General features: G+C 57.1%; 14 protein-coding genes. 8 read left to right on the top strand and 6 right to left on the bottom strand.

What is annotated here, in order from left to right; translation table 11 throughout:
• Positions 1 to 25: 25 nt before the first annotated feature.
• From GF111_RS23205 to GF111_RS23215, 3 genes are all read right to left on the bottom strand, one after another.
• Entirely contained in the window at positions 26 to 415 is a 390-nt protein-coding gene (locus tag GF111_RS23205) for a DUF3592 domain-containing protein (protein WP_038876796.1), read from the bottom strand.
• A 12-nt stretch (positions 416 to 427) separates the two neighbouring features.
• Positions 428 to 2,773 (bottom strand): type VI secretion system Vgr family protein, encoded by a 2,346-nt coding sequence (locus tag GF111_RS23210; RefSeq protein WP_038876797.1) that lies wholly within the window; start codon positions 2,771 to 2,773, stop codon positions 428 to 430.
• Between the two features lie 512 nt (positions 2,774 to 3,285).
• Positions 3,286 to 4,218, bottom strand: a complete 933-nt coding sequence (locus GF111_RS23215) for a LysR family transcriptional regulator (protein WP_055316348.1) — start codon at positions 4,216 to 4,218, stop codon at positions 3,286 to 3,288.
• A 97-nt stretch (positions 4,219 to 4,315) separates the two neighbouring features.
• On the opposite strand from GF111_RS23215, the gene pcp reads away from it, so the two are divergent.
• Entirely contained in the window at positions 4,316 to 4,963 is a 648-nt protein-coding gene (gene pcp, locus GF111_RS23220; protein ID WP_038876799.1) for a pyroglutamyl-peptidase I, read from the top strand.
• A gap of 34 nt (positions 4,964 to 4,997) precedes the next feature.
• Here the strand turns inward: pcp and GF111_RS23225 are convergent, their stop codons facing one another.
• The 3 genes from GF111_RS23225 to ydgT all read right to left on the bottom strand — a co-directional run bounded on the left by GF111_RS23225 (position 4,998) and on the right by ydgT (position 6,947).
• Positions 4,998 to 6,029 (bottom strand): NADP-dependent oxidoreductase, encoded by a 1,032-nt coding sequence (locus GF111_RS23225; RefSeq protein WP_055313140.1) that lies wholly within the window; start codon positions 6,027 to 6,029, stop codon positions 4,998 to 5,000.
• 85 nt (positions 6,030 to 6,114) lie between these two features.
• The gene (uspC, locus tag GF111_RS23230; RefSeq protein ID WP_038876801.1) at positions 6,115 to 6,534 is read right to left on the bottom strand and encodes a universal stress protein UspC; all 420 of its coding nucleotides are present in this window, start codon (positions 6,532 to 6,534) and stop codon (positions 6,115 to 6,117) included.
• Positions 6,535 to 6,731: 197 nt separating this feature from the next.
• Positions 6,732 to 6,947 (bottom strand): transcription modulator YdgT, encoded by a 216-nt coding sequence (gene ydgT, locus GF111_RS23235; protein ID WP_038876804.1) that lies wholly within the window; start codon positions 6,945 to 6,947, stop codon positions 6,732 to 6,734.
• A 1,348-nt stretch (positions 6,948 to 8,295) separates the two neighbouring features.
• Between ydgT and flhD the strand changes: the two genes are divergently transcribed.
• The 7 genes from flhD to GF111_RS23270 all read left to right on the top strand — a co-directional run bounded on the left by flhD (position 8,296) and on the right by GF111_RS23270 (position 15,759).
• Positions 8,296 to 8,646 (top strand): flagellar transcriptional regulator FlhD, encoded by a 351-nt coding sequence (gene flhD / locus GF111_RS23240; protein WP_033643537.1) that lies wholly within the window; start codon positions 8,296 to 8,298, stop codon positions 8,644 to 8,646.
• Positions 8,646 to 9,230, top strand: coding sequence for a flagellar transcriptional regulator FlhC (gene flhC, locus GF111_RS23245; RefSeq protein WP_019452971.1), 585 nt, complete (start codon positions 8,646 to 8,648; stop codon positions 9,228 to 9,230). Before flhD ends, flhC begins: the two co-directional genes overlap by 1 nt.
• A gap of 145 nt (positions 9,231 to 9,375) precedes the next feature.
• Positions 9,376 to 10,266 (top strand): flagellar motor stator protein MotA, encoded by an 891-nt coding sequence (gene motA, locus GF111_RS23250; protein WP_047730452.1) that lies wholly within the window; start codon positions 9,376 to 9,378, stop codon positions 10,264 to 10,266.
• Positions 10,263 to 11,342 (top strand): flagellar motor protein MotB, encoded by a 1,080-nt coding sequence (motB, locus tag GF111_RS23255; RefSeq protein ID WP_047730453.1) that lies wholly within the window; start codon positions 10,263 to 10,265, stop codon positions 11,340 to 11,342. Before motA ends, motB begins: the two co-directional genes overlap by 4 nt.
• On the top strand, positions 11,339 to 13,360 hold the full coding sequence (gene cheA, locus GF111_RS23260; RefSeq protein ID WP_060420780.1) for a chemotaxis protein CheA: 2,022 nt from the start codon (positions 11,339 to 11,341) through the stop codon (positions 13,358 to 13,360). Before motB ends, cheA begins: the two co-directional genes overlap by 4 nt.
• Before the next feature lie 32 nt (positions 13,361 to 13,392).
• The gene (cheW, locus tag GF111_RS23265) at positions 13,393 to 13,893 is read left to right on the top strand and encodes a chemotaxis protein CheW (RefSeq protein WP_025303271.1); all 501 of its coding nucleotides are present in this window, start codon (positions 13,393 to 13,395) and stop codon (positions 13,891 to 13,893) included.
• A gap of 195 nt (positions 13,894 to 14,088) precedes the next feature.
• Positions 14,089 to 15,759, top strand: coding sequence for a methyl-accepting chemotaxis protein (locus GF111_RS23270; protein ID WP_038876813.1), 1,671 nt, complete (start codon positions 14,089 to 14,091; stop codon positions 15,757 to 15,759).
• Positions 15,760 to 15,768 lie beyond the last annotated feature (9 nt).

The raw sequence follows: 15,768 nt of genomic DNA on the forward strand, positions 1-15,768 counted from the left end.
CGTCGATTGAAAGGTATATTTTCGCTCAAAGCCGGGAAAGCTCTTCGATCACCGCTTTCTTGGGGTTCTTCGGGTCGTACTTTATCGCGGTGAAATGACCCGGCTGATATCGCGGCAGATCCACGACGCTGATCGGGCCTTTCGCCACCGCCGTATGGTTCTTTCCGTCTTGGGCGATGTACTTGATCTCGACTTCACAGACCGGTCGGTTGCCGTCCCAGAGATTGGTCTGGCGAATGCTGACGATTTGCCCGGAGGCGGAAACGCCGTTTTCCATCACGCTGAGAGAAGAACCGATATGTTTGAAATAGCCCCAGATATCGACCGTGATGAATTTGAAAAAACCCACCAGGCTGAGGATAGGGGCCAATAAAATCAAACCGATGACGGTGAAGATATTTTTGGCTTTTGACATGGGCATCCCTACTTATAAAAAGATCGCCAGCGCCTTGCTGCTCAATCGCAAAGAACCGTTGGTTATTAAGGCCCCAAGCTGCGTGAACGTCATGGGATCGTTGCTTAGCTTGAAATTGGTTTTGCTGATCGAAAGCGGGTTATGGGAAACATCGAACATCGTATGCTTGACGCTCAGCCCCGTTAAGGCAAGGTTGGCGCCTATCGCGGTCCACTTATAGCCATGGCAGTTGTCTTTCCAGGTGGGCGCCGAAATAGACACGCCGTCCTCGCTGGTAATGTTGATGGTTTTTGCCGTGATGGTGAGCGAACCGCTAATGGTCGTTTGCTGATCGTTTTTGTAGGTTTCTTTGACATTCCCCGTGATGTCGGTGGTCTGGCCGCCAGCCTCCACCGTCAGCGTTTGACCGCCTGCGGTGACCGTAGTGGTTTGCCCGCCGGCGGTGATGGTGGTGTGCTGGCCGCCGGCGGTGATGTTGACCGTCTGCCCCTTGTTGATGGTGCTGGTCTGTTGCCCCTCGGTAATGTCGAGGGTCTGATTGCCTTTCACCGTCACATGTTGCGTCTGCGTGATGTCTTGCGTCTGCGCGCCGTCAAGCTTGAAGGACTGATTGCCGGTGATGTCGATCTTATCACCGCCGTCGATAATCGTCAGGTCGCGGCCGCCTTTGATGTTCACCGTCTGGTGAGCGTTCAGGTTGGCGGTTTCGAGCCCATTGACGGTGGTGGTGCGTTTTGCTTTGTACAGGAATGTGGCGTCGCCGGTGACGGTGTCGTCTTGCAGGCGGCCGATGGTGGTGGTGCGACTGCCGTCAATATTGACGTTCTTGTCGTTTTCCACCGTCATGTTCATGTTGCGTTCGGCGTGCATGTCGAAAGATTCGTTGCCGGGCGCGTCTTCCAGGAACAGGAAGCTGGCGTTGTCGGTGCCGCCGCCTTTGCTGCGGCTCATAAAGCCCATTTTGGTGGCGTCGCCGGGCAGATCCCACGGTGGCATGCTGTCTTCGTTGTAAACGCGGCCGGTGATGATCGGGCGATCCGGATCGCCGTTGATAAAGTCGACCACCACTTCCTCACCCACGCGCGGGATCTGGATCCCGCCGTATTTCCAGCCGGCCCAGGCGCTGGAGACGCGCACCCAGCACGAGCTGGTTTCATTGCCGTTGCCGTGGCGATCCCAACGGAACTTGAGTTTCACCCGGCCATATTTATCGGTCCAGATGCTTTCGCCTTCCGGGCCAACCACTTCGGCGGTTTGCGGGCCATGGGTTTTCGGCCAGGGCGTGGTGCGCGCGGGGCGCCAGTTGATGCCCGCCGGAACGACCTGAAATTCGGTACGTTGCTCGCCGGCGTCGTTATCATTGCTGGCGTAGCTGTTTTCCTGCATGAAGTAATGCGCGCTGACGACCAGGTAGGCCTGGTTGTCTTCCGTGCGCGGCGCCTGAGTCAGTTGGAAACGGTAGCCGGGGGCAATGCCCTGCGAACTGCCTTCGCCGCTCATCTGTTCATGCTGCGCTTCGAACTCCTGCTGGCGAACCTTGACGTAAAACTGGCCGTGGGCGTGATCGGTATAACGCCCGGGCCAGTCGAACACCTCGGCTTTGTCCTGCGCGAACGAGGCGGGATTCTGCCGGGCCTCCAGCAACCGCGCGCGCGGTTTGCGAAAATCGTAGTCGTCCAGACTATACAGGCTGGGCGTAATGGCGTCCGAGACGCTCCAGCTGTTGATGCTGTCTTTATTTTCCACCAGGCCGCCTTCTGCGAGCTGATAGGGAATGCTGGCGTAGCCGGCGAGTTCCTGATGTGCCGACGGCGCGTCAGCCAGCACCAACGTATGGCCGTCTTGCTGGTGCGTGAAATAGTAATAGATGCCTTCGTGTTCCATCAGGCGGCTGATGAAGTCGAAATCGCTCTCCTGGTACTGCACGCAGTATCCCCAGATGCGGTAGTCGTAGCTCAGGCGATTATCGATTTTCACCTGATACTGCCCCAGCACCTGAGTCAGGATGTCGGGAACGGTCTTTTCCTGGTAGATGCGAAAGTCGCGGTTTTGCGTCAGATACCACAGCGTGGGGCGCAGCACGGCGCGGTAGATATAGTAACGGTTGCCGCCGGCTTCTCGTCCGGAGAGCGTCATGCGCGTGATATTGCCGTTGAGATAACGCGGCGCCAACGGATTGCCCCGCAGCTCCAGCGTGATTTTTTGTCCCAGCAGTGCTTTCAGATCGAGCCGATTGTCGGGGCTGAGCAGCTCGACGTCGAATTCGAACAGCCCGGCCAGTTTTTCCTCACCGGAAAGGCTTCGGAACAACAGCTGATGGGAGGGCAAAGGCGTGTGCGCAATGATAAGGCGATCCATACTATTCCCCGGTTTAGGCATAGCTACCGCACGAGAATTGGCGCGCGATCCCGATGGCGTATCTGTCACGAATTGAGACAGGAACTGACGAAATATTTAACAAAGTTTACACAAAGGCACGATTTGTGCAGTCTACAATAGAGCTCTGCATTTGCAAAATAGCCTTTTGGATCAATGCTCAATTCGTTAACTTGCTCACGATCTTGTTTTTTATTATCTAAAACATATAGATGCGAGCAGATTGTTTTTTATATCAAATTATTGGGAAATTGGTAATACCAAAAAGTAAATGTGTAACACTTAAACCAAAGTGTTTATAAAACAACTCTTTTTTTTCGTAAAAAAAGTCACTGACTGTTTTTTATCCTTACCATTTGCCAGTTAAAGATGATCAAATATATAAATTTGTTGAATGTGAATTCGGATGATTCCTATTTGGTGGGCGAAAAAAGGCCCAGCGACGGGGCCTGAGGTGCGGGTTTGAACGGTTGAAAATGCAGCGAGTGCCGGCGTTAAGCCGGGCAGAAATCGAGGGGAATTTGGCCGATCAGTTCGCAGAGCCAGATTAAGGCCGGGTCGCGTTGCGCCTGCCGGCCGGCGATCAGTTCAATGGGAAAAGGGGCGATGGCCAACTCGTCGGGCAGCGGGAGAAAACGTACGCGTTGCGGATCGGAAAAGCGCCGAGCCACGCTGGCGGCCAGGGTGGCGATCAGATCGCTGTCGGCGACCACGGCCGGCAGAGCGACAATATGCGAAAAGGTTACGGCGACGCGCCGCCGGCCGCCGATTTCCGCCAGGCGACGGTCGACCAATCCTCTGGCAGAGCCGTCGTCGGCCGGTGCGTACAGCCCATGCGGCAGGCTGAGATAGCGCGCCAGATCCCAGCGGTCATCCGCCAGCTGTGGGTGCGAACGGCTGGCGATGCACACCAGGTGCTCTTCAAACAACGTGCGCACATAGTGGCTTTCCGTACCTGAAAGATGCCCTCCCAGCGCGATGTCCACCTCGCCACGATCCAGCTGCCGGTAAATATTGTGACGGTCCAGACGCGAAACGCGAATATCGATGCCGGGCGCTGTCTGACGCAACCGACTGATGATGGCGGGCAGCAGCAAGATATCGGCATAGTCGCCGGCCGCCAGCGTAAAGCGCCGTTGCCCGGCGGTGGCCGGATCGAAACGGGCAGGGGGTGCCAACGCCAGGTGGATCTGTTCAAGTACCTGCCGTATCTGCGGCATAAGCTGATGGGCACGCGGCGTGGGCGCCATGCCGCCGCCGCTGCGAACAAACAGCGGATCGTTCAGCAGCGTGCGCAGCCGCGCCAAGGCATTGCTGACGGAGGGCTGGGCGCGGTTGAGACGCCGGCCTGCGGCGGTCACGTTGCGCGTCTGATACAACGCCTCGAACACCACCAGCAGGTTGAGATCGACGTTGGCTAAATTCATTTTATGAATACTCTATATACAGATAATCCATTTCCAGAATCATACTGCGTTCTCTAGGCTGGTAGCACACGAATTTGGCCTTCAGTCAGGAGAAATGATGAACAAAGTCTTGGTTACCGGCATTGAGCCGTTCGATGGTGACGCGGTGAACCCTTCCTGGCAGGTTGCGCAGGCATTGGCCGGTGAGCAGATCGCCGGCGCGGAGATCGCGGTGCTCGAGCTGCCCTGCGTATTGGGCCAGGCCAACCTGCAGTTGATCGCTGCGATCGAGGCATTGCAGCCGCTGGCGGTGATTTGTCTGGGGCTGGCCGGGGGCCGCGCCGAGATATCGCTGGAACGGGTGGCCATCAATCTGATCGATGCCCGCATTCCCGACAATGCCGGTAAGCAGCCGATCGACGTACCGGTAGTCGCCGGCGGGCCGGCGGGCTATTTCAGTACGCTGCCCGTCAAGGCCGCGGTGCAGCAGCTGCGCCGGCAGGGGATCCCGGCGGGGGTGTCCTATACGGCAGGCACTTATAACTGCAACCATATCTTTTACGGTCTGCGGCACTATCTGGAGACGCAGCACGCGAGGGTCAGGGGGGGATTCGTGCATATTCCGTACAGCCACACGCTGGCGGCGGCGCATCCGGGTAAGCCGAGTATGGCGCTGGCGACGATGGTGGAAGCGGTACGCACTATCGTGCAGGTGACGCTGACGGTAGAGGAGGATGCGCGATTCGGCGACGGTGCCGTGCATTAAAAGCAGGGCGTGGTGTACCACGCCCTGTTACCGGTTACTCGTCGGCGACGCGGATCACCAGCTTGCCGAAGTTCTTGCCCTGCAGCAGACCGATAAACGCCTGCGGCGCCTGTTCCAGCCCGTCGACGATGTCCTCGCGGAACTTGATTTTCCCCTGCTCGACCCAACTGCTCATCTGTTGCAGGAACTCATCAAAGCGAGAGCCGTAGTCGTCGAAGATGATAAAGCCTTGCATACGAATGCGTTTACGCAGGATCAGCCCCTCCAGCAGCGGCAAACGGTCCGGCCCGGCGGGTAATCCGGTGGCATTGTAATGGGCGATGATGCCGCAGACCGGAATGCGGGCTTTGGCGTTCAACAGCGGCAACACGGCGTCGAACACCGCACCGCCGACGTTTTCATAATAGATGTCGATGCCCTGCGGGCAGGCAGCGGCCAATTGCTCGGCAAAGTCGGGCGCGCGGTGATCGATGCAGGCGTCGAAACCCAATTCTTCCACCACATAGCGGCACTTTTCCGCTCCGCCGGCAACGCCGACAACGCGGCAGCCTTTCAGCTTCCCGATTTGGCCGACCACCGAACCGACTGCCCCGCTGGCGGCGGCCACCACCAGCGTTTCACCCGCCTGCGGTTGGCCGATATCGAGCAATCCCATGTAAGCGGTAAACCCCGGCATGCCCAGCACGCCCAGCAGGCGGGAAGGGCGCGGCAGGTGTGGGCCGAGGTTGCGCAGGCCGCTGCCGTCGGACAGGGCATAATCCTGCCAGCCGTCATAGCCCAGCACCCAATCGCCGACGTTGAAGTCGGGATGCTGTGAGACCGCCACGCGCGAGACCGTGCCGCCCACCATCACCTGACCGATCTCAACCGGCGGTGCATAAGAAGGGGCATCGCTCATGCGCCCGCGCATATAAGGATCCAGCGACAGATAGACGGTACGCAACAACAGCTGTCCCGCGCCGGGCTGCGGCACGGGGACAGTGTCGAGACGGAAGTTCGCCGCCGTCGGTTCGCCGTGGGGGCGCGAGGCCAGCAGGAAGCGGCGGTTCTGTTTAGAAGGGGACATCGAAAGCTCCTTTGCATTGCGACAAACAAGGTTCGTTAAGCCTAGTTCAGGGGCGGCAAGGCAACGTTACCGAATGTGCTTAGCCTTAGAGCGGGACGATCAGTACGTCAATATGGCTGATATTGATGAAGCGGGCGGCGGAACAGGAGACTTTGTTCATCATACCGTCGCGATGATTGCCGCACAGCAGCAGGTCGAACGGCCTGCTGCGGCTGGCGTATTCCAGGCTGTCACCCAGTTCGCCGTGCACGATCAGCATATCGGCAATTGGGTAACCGGCACGTTGACGCAGCTCTTCCATAAACAGCCGGGTTTCCTCCTCCATCAGCGTGCGTAAATCGCCCAGCATCGGCCCTGCGAAATTGTTGTACATTTCCGGGTTGGCGAGGGTGCTTAACAGGGTGATGTTGCCGGCGTGGGGGCGGACGATAGAGACGGCCTTTTCCACCAGGCGGTGGCTGTCAGGCGCGACGGCGACGGTGACCAGAACGTTTTGATACCCCATATCCCACTCCTTGTTGTCTACGCCGTGTTTCAGGCTGCCGCGTCGGTGGCCTTAGAGAACATGCTGCGCTCGGATAAAGGGTAGAACCTGATGGGCGTAATAAATGTGTTTCGCATCACGCGCGGCAATAAAAGCTGCGTTTGCCCGGTTATATAGCAATAAAAGATAAAACCGTTGCCGCACGTAATTTCGCTGAATTAAAGCACCTGCGCCCACAGCGTTTTCGGCACTTTGCCCAGATCGAACAATTTACCGGCAACCAGCTCGGCGCGACGGTGGTCGGCGGCGCGATACATGTTGCTAATTTCTGTATCATTTTCAATGGAGTAGTTCAGTTTGTCGTACACCTTTTCCAGGCTGTCCAAAGAGGAGCATTTACGGAATGTCAGCAAATATTCGAGCGTATCGGTCATGATTAAAATATAGCCTGTTAATAGTTAAAGCCGGGTGAATAACACATCAGCGGCTCACGGCGACGCCGCCGAGGCAGTGATGTACGACCTGACAAAAATCATTTCAAGTAGATAAATTGCACTGGGTAATAATGAGGCGTCGCCTGCGGCGGCGCTTCGATAAATCATAATATGCAAGTGCGCCATCAGCAATCTCATCCTGCTGATAAATGAAGAAATAGGGAAAGTCTCAGGGCGAGGCTGCGCGGATGACGGCAGAAGCGCCGCTGTTCCTGCTGCGCGCCAGTTCGCGCTGTCGCTTTCGCGGCGTTTTTTTCACCCGCCCTAAGAGGCGCAACGGCATTACGCGGTGTTTGTCATTGCCGCCTGCGTTGAGGCTTTGCCTCTCTGACGCTGAAGATTGGGGAGAGTAAAACAAAACTGCGTTTTATTTTATCGCAATGAAAGGATGGAAACGGGGGCGGGTTAATAATCTATTCACCTGCGGAATAATTATAACGGTGACAGAAAAGAAATAAAAAAGCATTAAAGTTTTAGGGTGTGCTGCCGATATGCCGTTTTAGGGGTGATTTAACGTAAAAAGACCATTCTTTCGCCGTGCTGATACGGAAACATATCGTTACGTCTGTTTGCTTGTTCACTACGCTAGCGAATCATTGATAAGGCTTAATCACCTGATGTTGAAAATTAGAACAGCCTCAAGCAGGGGGCTTAAGTCAAATCTGATAGCTAATAACCTTATAGTTTACAGAGGTTATTTTTCAGCTTGGATATTTTTTAGCGGTTTAACTGGTTATTTATGCTGAGTTTGTCGGCTACATGCAGATTTTTGTTCTGTTATTTTGGTTTGGTGATGCTTTTGTTCGAATTGATCTAAAAAAGATAATTTTTTGGCTGATAAACATTGTTTTTAAGACGTTTTTTTACCTGTGTCTGTTTTGTGAGCAAAATAGTGGTCAATAAATGGGCGTATTTGAGGGTATTTAGCTTAAATATTTTTTATTTTTGTGATCTATGTCACATTGTATTTAAAATTGCCTCTCACTTACATTGTGTGTGCTAATGGTTCGGGGGTAGAGTTGCGCTGCTTTAGGAATAATCTTATTAAATTTGTAAAAATAGTTTCATGGTGACTAAACACTATCGAAGCAGAATGCTGTACATCCATACACGTTGGTTTACGCTCGTAGCAAATACTGAACAGTGGTCGAATTTAGCGATTGGCGAAAATTATAGCAGTCGTTTTTGAGAGATTAATTTGCCAACTTTGGGAAACAACCCAGGTCACGGGCGATAAAATTTATCACCCAGCGTATGTTTTTAAACATAGTCTGTCGGGATGGGGAATATGGGTACGTCTGAATTACTTAAGCATATTTATGACATCAATTTGTCATATTTACTTTTAGCACAGCGTTTGATCAACGATGAAAAAGCGTCCGCAATGTTCCGCCTTGGTATCGATGAAACCATGGCCGACGCGTTGGCGCAGCTGACTTTACCGCAAATGGTCAAACTGGCCGAGACCAACCAGCTGGTTTGCCACTTCCGCTTTAACGATCACCAGACCATCGAACGCCTGACCAAAGAGTCGCGCGTCGACGATCTGCAACAAATCCATACCGGCATTTTGCTATCAAGCCATTTACTGCAAGAGCTATCGAGTAAAGACGCTAGCCCGACGAAGAAAAGAGCCTGATGATGGTTGAGAAAAGTATTGTTCAAGAAGCCAAGGACATTCAGCTCGCCATGGAGCTGATTTCACTGGGAGCCCGTTTGCAGATGCTGGAGAGCGAAACCCAGCTCAGCCGCGGGCGCTTGATTAAACTTTATAAGGAGTTGCGCGGTAGCCCGCCGCCAAAAGGGATGTTGCCGTTCTCAACCGACTGGTTTATGACCTGGGAACAGAATATTCACTCGTCGATGTTTTACAACGCCTACCTGTTTCTGATGAAAAGCGGGCAGTGCAGCGGGGTGGAAGCGGTGATTAAAGCCTATCGCCTCTATCTGGAGCAGTGCCCCCAGCAGGCCGGCGATGCGCCGCTGCTGGCGCTGACCCGTGCCTGGACGCTGGTGCGTTTCGTCGATAGCGGCATGCTGCAGCTTTCCGCCTGCAGCTGCTGTGGCGGCGCATTTATCACCCACGCGCACCAGCCGCTGAACGGTTTCATCTGCAGTTTATGCCAACCCCCATCCCGCGCCGTAAAAAGACGTAAACTTTCGCCGCAACTGGCCGATATTATTCCTCAACTGCTGGACGAGCAGGTCAAACGCGCCATTTGAGCCGCCACATTGCCGGCTCTCGGCAATGAATACCGACGTGTGATACGCAGGGGCGGCATGCCGCCCCCAGACACGCAGCCTGGTCTGTCGCGCCAGGGCGCGTTTGCCCCACCTTCCATCCACATTGTTAATTTAAGGAATGCGTGTGCTAGTTATTTTGGGTTATCTCGTGGTATTGGGTGCGGTGTTTGGCGGCTACCTGATCGTGGGCGGTCATCTCGGTGCGTTATATCAACCTGCGGAGTTTCTGATTATCGGCGGGGCGGGGGTCGGCGCTTTCATCGTCGGCAACAACGGCAAGGCGATCAAGGCTACGCTGCGCGCGCTGCCGCGGCTGATGCGTCGTTCCAAATACAACAAAGATCTGTACATGGATCTGATGGCGCTGTTGTTCCGCCTGCTGGCCAAATCGCGTCAGCAAGGCATGCTGTCGCTCGAGTTCGACATCGATAATCCGCAAGAAAGTGAAATTTTCTCTAATTATCCGCGCATCCTTGCCGATAACACCCTGGTGGAGTTCATTACCGACTATTTACGGCTGATGGTGAGCGGCAATATGAATGCGTTCGAGATCGAAGCGCTGATGGACGAAGAGATCGAAACCTACGAGCAGGAAAGTGAAGTGCCCGCCGGCAGCCTGGCGATGGTGGGCGACTCCTTGCCGGCGTTCGGTATCGTCGCGGCGGTGATGGGGGTGGTGCACGCCCTGGCTTCGGCCGATCGGCCGGCTGCGGAACTGGGCGCGCTGATCGCTAACGCCATGGTCGGTACTTTCCTCGGCATTTTGCTGGCCTACGGCTTTATCTCGCCGCTGGCCACGTTGCTGCGCCAGAAGAGCGCCGAAAACGTCAAGATGATGCAGTGCATCAAGGTCACGCTGCTGTCGAGCCTGAACGGTTACGCGCCGCAGATCGCCGTCGAGTTTGGCCGCAAAACGCTGTATACCACCGAACGTCCTTCTTTCGTTGAGCTGGAAGAACACGTGCGCCGCGTGAAAGCGCCGGTGCAGCAGGCGACGGAAGAAGAAGAAGCATGAAACAGAATCATCCGGTCGTTCTGGTCAGAAAGCGCAAGTCGCATCATGCCGCCCATCATGGCGGCTCCTGGAAGATCGCGTATGCCGACTTTATGACGGCGATGATGGCGTTCTTCCTGGTGATGTGGCTGCTGGCGATCGCCAGCCCGCAGGAGCTGACGCAAATCGCCGAATATTTCCGCACGCCGCTCAAGGTCGCCCTGACCAGCGGCGACAAGAGCAGTTCCGAAAGCAGCCCGATCCCGGGCGGCGGCGACGATCCTACCCAGCAGCACGGCCTGGTGAGAAAGCAGGTCGACTCGCCGGACTCGCGCGCCGAAGAGCTGCGCCTGAACAAGCTGCGCGAAAAGCTGGACGAATTGATTGAGTCCGACCCGCGCCTGAAGGCGCTGCGTCCGCATCTGTTGATCAACATGATGGACGAAGGGCTGCGCATCCAGATTATCGATAGTCAGAACCGGCCGATGTTCAAAACCGGCAGCGCGCAGGTCGAGAGCTACATGCGCGATATTCTGCGGGCGATAGCGCCGATCCTTAACGACCTGCCGAACAAGATCAGCCTGTCCGGCCACACCGATGATATCCCTTACGCCACCGGCGAGCGCGGCTACAGCAACTGGGAACTGTCGGCCGATCGCGCCAACGCCTCCCGGCGCGAGCTGATCGCCGGCGGCCTGGCGGAAGGCAAGGTGCTGCGGGTGGTAGGCATGGCGGCCACCATGAGCCTGAAACAGCACGGTGCCGATGACGCGATTAACCGTCGCATCACCGTGCTGGTGCTGAATAAGCAAACGCAAGAAGGCATCGAACACGAAAATGCCGAAAGCAACGCGATGGATATCGCCCAGCCGGATAGCCTGAAGCAGCTGGCGCCGTCGGCGACTGCGCCGGCCAGCCAAACGCCGGAACCCCAGGCGGTAACGCCGACCGATCAAGCGACGCCGCCGGCGGCGGCGGACCCTGTTGCTCAATCGCAGGCATCCCCGGCGATAGCCCCGGCCGGCCAAGCGCCGGAACAACCGGCGGCCGCACCCGCACCGACTAACCGCGACTCACAGCCAGAGGTGACCCCGTGAGCATGGACATTAGCGATTTTTATCAGACCTTCTTTGATGAAGCGGACGAGTTGCTGGCCGACATGGAGCAACACCTGCTGGAGCTGGATCCGCTGGCCCCCGATATCGAGCCGTTAAACGCCATCTTCCGCGCGGCGCACTCGATCAAGGGGGGTGCGGCGACCTTTGGCTTTTCGGTGCTGCAGGAAACGACCCACCTGCTGGAGAACCTGCTGGACGGTGCAAGACGCCAGGAAATGAGCCTGAGCACCGAGATTATCAACCTGTTTCTGGAAACCAAAGACATTATGCAGGAGCAACTGGACGCCTATAAAACCTCGCAACAGCCTGATGCCGAAAGCTTTGAATACATTTGCCAGGCGCTGCGCCAGCTGGCGTTGGAGGCGCAACAGCAGCAGGAGGCGCCTGCGGCTCAACCGGCCGTTCAGCAGCCTGTCGTGAAGCCGGCGGCTGCGCCGGCGGCGATCGAAGGCGGCATGCGCATCAGCCTGAACGGGCTGAAAGCCAGTGAAATCCCCTTGATGTTGGAAGAGCTGGGCAACCTCGGCGAGGTTAAAGACCCTCATCAGACGGAACACAGTCTGGACGTGACGTTGCTCACCTCCGCCAGCGAAGACGACATCAGCGCCGTGCTGTGCTTCGTGCTGGAGCCGGAACAAATCAGCTTCTCGACGCCGACGCAGAGCGAACCGGCCGTTGCAGAAGCGAGCTTACCGGCAGCGGTCGCCGCGCCGGAACCTGCGCCTGCGCCGGTCGCGAACGCCGCGCCGCCTGCCGCCAAACCGGCCGCCGCTCCGGCGGAAGCGCCGAAAGCGCGCGCCAAGGCGAGCGAGTCCACCAGCATTCGCGTGGCGGTGGAAAAGGTGGATCAGCTGATCAACCTGGTGGGCGAGCTGGTGATCACCCAGTCGATGCTGGCGCAGCGCTCCGGCACGCTCGATCCGGTGAACCACGGCGACCTGCTGAACAGCATGAGTCAGCTGGAGCGTAACGCGCGCGATCTGCAGGAGTCGGTGATGTCGATCCGCATGATGCCGATGGAATATGTCTTCAGCCGCTATCCGCGCCTGGTGCGCGATCTGGCCGGCAAGCTGAACAAGCAGGTGGAGCTGACGCTGCAGGGCAGTTCCACCGAACTGGACAAGAGCCTGATCGAACGCATTATCGATCCGTTGACGCACCTGGTGCGCAACAGCCTCGATCACGGTATCGAAGAGCCGGCCACCCGCATCGCCGCCGGCAAGTCGGCGGTCGGCAATCTGGTGCTGTCGGCCGAACACCAGGGCGGCAACATCTGTATTGAGGTTATCGACGACGGCGCGGGCCTGAACCGCGAAAAAATTCTCGCCAAGGCCGCGTCGCAAGGGCTGGCGGTGAGCGACAGCATGAGCGATGAAGAGGTCGGCATGCTGATCTTTGCACCGGGCTTCTCCACCGCCGAGCAGGTGACCGACGTTTCCGGCCGCGGCGTCGGCATGGACGTGGTGAAACGGAATATTCAGGAAATGGGCGGCCACGTCGAGATCCGTTCGCAGGCCGGTAAAGGCACCACCATCCGCATCCTGCTGCCGCTGACGCTGGCGATCCTCGACGGCATGTCGGTTAAGGTGAACGACGAAGTCTTTATCCTGCCGCTGAACGCGGTGATGGAATCGCTGCAGCCGCAGGCGGAAGATCTGCATCCGCTGGCCGGGGGCGAACGCGTGCTGCAGGTGCGCGGCGAATATCTGCCGCTGGTGGAGCTGTATCGGGTATTTGAAGTGGAAGGCGCCAAAACCGATGCCACGCAGGGCATCGTCGTTATCCTGCAAAGCGCCGGTCGCCGCTATGCGTTGCTGGTGGATCAACTGATTGGCCAACATCAGGTGGTGGTGAAGAATCTGGAAAGCAACTACCGCAAAGTGCCGGGCATCTCCGCCGCGACCATTTTGGGCGACGGCAGCGTAGCATTGATCGTCGATGTCTCGGCGTTGCAAACCTTGAACCGTGAAAAGCGTCTGACGGACGCCGCCGCATAATAATGAGTTTATTGATTTAAAAGGTGAATGATATGGCAGGATTGGCAGCCGTCAGCAAATTGGCTGGCGAAACGGTAGGGCAAGAGTTTCTGATTTTTACCCTGGGCAACGAGGAGTACGGCATCGATATCCTCAAGGTGCAGGAAATTCGCGGCTACGATCAGGTGACCCGTATCGCCAACACGCCGGCGTTCATCAAGGGCGTCACTAACCTGCGCGGCGTGATCGTCCCGATCATCGATCTGCGGGTGAAATTCTCGCAGCAAAGCGTGTCTTACGATGAAAACACCGTGGTGATCGTGCTGAACTTTGGCCAGCGCGTGGTGGGCATCGTGGTCGACGGCGTTTCCGACGTGCTGTCGCTGACCGCCGAGCAGATCCGCCCGGCGCCGGAGTTCGCGGTAACGCTGGCGACCGAATATCTCACCGGTCTCGGTTCGCTGGGCGAGCGCATGCTGATCCTGGTGGATATCGAAAAGCTGCTGAGCAGCGAAGAGATGTCGCTGGTCGACAGCGTGGCAAAAAGCGTCTGATTCATGACCCCAGGGGGCAGGGCGCTGCCCCCTTCATCCATCACTCTTCCTGACCTGTCGCGACGCCGCCGACCGAGCCCGGAACCCCCACTAAAAATAGTTACTTTCCCGCATAAAGTTTTGCCGCACGGCGCCGATAACTCTCACATTCAACGTCATCAGAGCCTGTCTGCGCGGGCTTCAACAAGGGAAATCATGTTAAATCGTATGAAGGTGGTCACCAGCCTGTTGCTGGTGTTGGTGCTGTTTGGCGCCTTGCAGTTGATTTCGGGCGGACTCTTTTTCTCCTCGCTGAAAAGCGATAAGGAAAACTTTACCGTCCTGCAAACTATCCGCCAGCAGCAGCTGCAGCTGAGTGAAAGCCGCGTTGACCTGCTGCAGGCGCGCAACTCCCTGAACCGTGCCGGTATTCGCTACATGATGGATACCAATAAGATCGGCAGCGGCGCCACCATTGATGAACTGCTGGGCAAAGCGAAAGAAGAGCTGGCCGAGGCGGAAAGACACTATGCCGCTTACGAAAAAATCCCTCAGGATCCGCGTCAGGATCCCCAGTCGGCAGAGCGCGTTAAGCAACAGTACGACATTCTGTACGGTGCGCTCTCCGAACTGATCCAACTGCTGGGCGAAGGCAAGATTAACGCCTTCTTCGATCAGCCTACGCAGAGCTACCAGGACAACTTTGAGCAGAGCTACAACGTTTATCTGGAGCAAAACGGCAAGCTGTATCAAATCGCGGTTGACGGCAGCAACAGCTCCTACAACTCGGCCATTTGGACGCTGATCGTGGTTCTGGTGGTGGTGCTGGCGGTGATCGTACTGGCCTGGACCGGCATCCATCATATCCTGGTGCGCCCGCTGAACCGCATGATTGACCACATCAAACAGATCGCCGCCGGCGACCTGACTCAGCAGATCGTCGTGACCAGCCGCAACGAAATGGGCGTGCTGGCGGCCAGCCTGAAACACATGCAAAGCGAGCTGATCGAAACCGTCAGCGGCGTGCGTCAGGGCGCGGACGCCATCTACAGCGGCGCGTCGGAAATTGCCGCGGGCAACAACGATCTCTCCTCCCGCACCGAGCAGCAGGCCGCTTCGCTGGAAGAGACCGCCGCCAGCATGGAACAGCTGACCGCGACGGTGAAACAGAACGCCGAAAACGCCCGTCAGGCTTCACAGCTGGCGCTGAGTGCCTCCGAAACCGCGCAGAAAGGCGGCAAGGTCGTGGCCAACGTGGTGCAGACCATGCACGACATCGCCGGCAGCTCGCAGAAAATCGCCGATATCACCGGCGTGATCGACGGCATCGCCTTCCAGACCAACATCCTGGCGTTGAACGCCGCGGTGGAAGCCGCGCGCGCCGGCGAGCAGGGCCGCGGCTTCGCGGTGGTGGCCGGTGAAGTGCGCAACCTGGCGCAGCGCAGCGCGCAGGCGGCGAAAGAGATCAAAGGCCTGATTGAAGACTCGGTCAGCCGCGTCGATATGGGCTCCGTGCTGGTGGAAAGCGCCGGTGAAACCATGGGCGACATCGTCAACGCCGTCACCCGCGTGACCGACATCATGGGCGAAATCGCGTCGGCTTCTGACGAACAGAGCCGCGGTATCGATCAGGTTGGCCAGGCGGTAGCGGAAATGGACCGCGTGACCCAGCAGAACGCCTCGTTGGTGGAAGAATCCGCCTCGGCGGCGGCGGCGCTGGAAGAACAGGCCAGCATGCTGACCCAGTCGGTGGCGGTATTCCGGCTGAGGTCGGAAGGCCAGGAAGAGTTTAAAGCGCCTGTCACCAGCAAGGCGACGGTAACACCGGTAATCAATCATAAGAAAATGAACGCCAGCGATCTGCAGGATAACTGGGAAACGTTCTGACCGGTATCG

The organism is Serratia sp. HRI (genome assembly GCF_010119335.3).
Classification (GTDB): Bacteria; Pseudomonadota; Gammaproteobacteria; order Enterobacterales; family Enterobacteriaceae; genus Serratia; species Serratia nevei.

Coding starts and splice junctions, on each gene's coding strand:
- GF111_RS23205 (WP_038876796.1), bottom strand. CDS start 415: ATGTCAAAAGCCAAAAATATCTTCACCGTCATCGGTTTGATTTTATTG.
- GF111_RS23210 (WP_038876797.1), bottom strand. CDS start 2,773: ATGGATCGCCTTATCATTGCGCACACGCCTTTGCCCTCCCATCAGCTG.
- GF111_RS23215 (WP_055316348.1), bottom strand. CDS start 4,218: ATGAATTTAGCCAACGTCGATCTCAACCTGCTGGTGGTGTTCGAGGCG.
- pcp (WP_038876799.1), top strand. CDS start 4,316: ATGAACAAAGTCTTGGTTACCGGCATTGAGCCGTTCGATGGTGACGCG.
- GF111_RS23225 (WP_055313140.1), bottom strand. CDS start 6,029: ATGTCCCCTTCTAAACAGAACCGCCGCTTCCTGCTGGCCTCGCGCCCC.
- uspC (WP_038876801.1), bottom strand. CDS start 6,534: ATGGGGTATCAAAACGTTCTGGTCACCGTCGCCGTCGCGCCTGACAGC.
- ydgT (WP_038876804.1), bottom strand. CDS start 6,947: ATGACCGATACGCTCGAATATTTGCTGACATTCCGTAAATGCTCCTCT.
- flhD (WP_033643537.1), top strand. CDS start 8,296: ATGGGTACGTCTGAATTACTTAAGCATATTTATGACATCAATTTGTCA.
- flhC (WP_019452971.1), top strand. CDS start 8,646: ATGATGGTTGAGAAAAGTATTGTTCAAGAAGCCAAGGACATTCAGCTC.
- motB (WP_047730453.1), top strand. CDS start 10,263: ATGAAACAGAATCATCCGGTCGTTCTGGTCAGAAAGCGCAAGTCGCAT.
- cheW (WP_025303271.1), top strand. CDS start 13,393: ATGGCAGGATTGGCAGCCGTCAGCAAATTGGCTGGCGAAACGGTAGGG.
- GF111_RS23270 (WP_038876813.1), top strand. CDS start 14,089: ATGTTAAATCGTATGAAGGTGGTCACCAGCCTGTTGCTGGTGTTGGTG.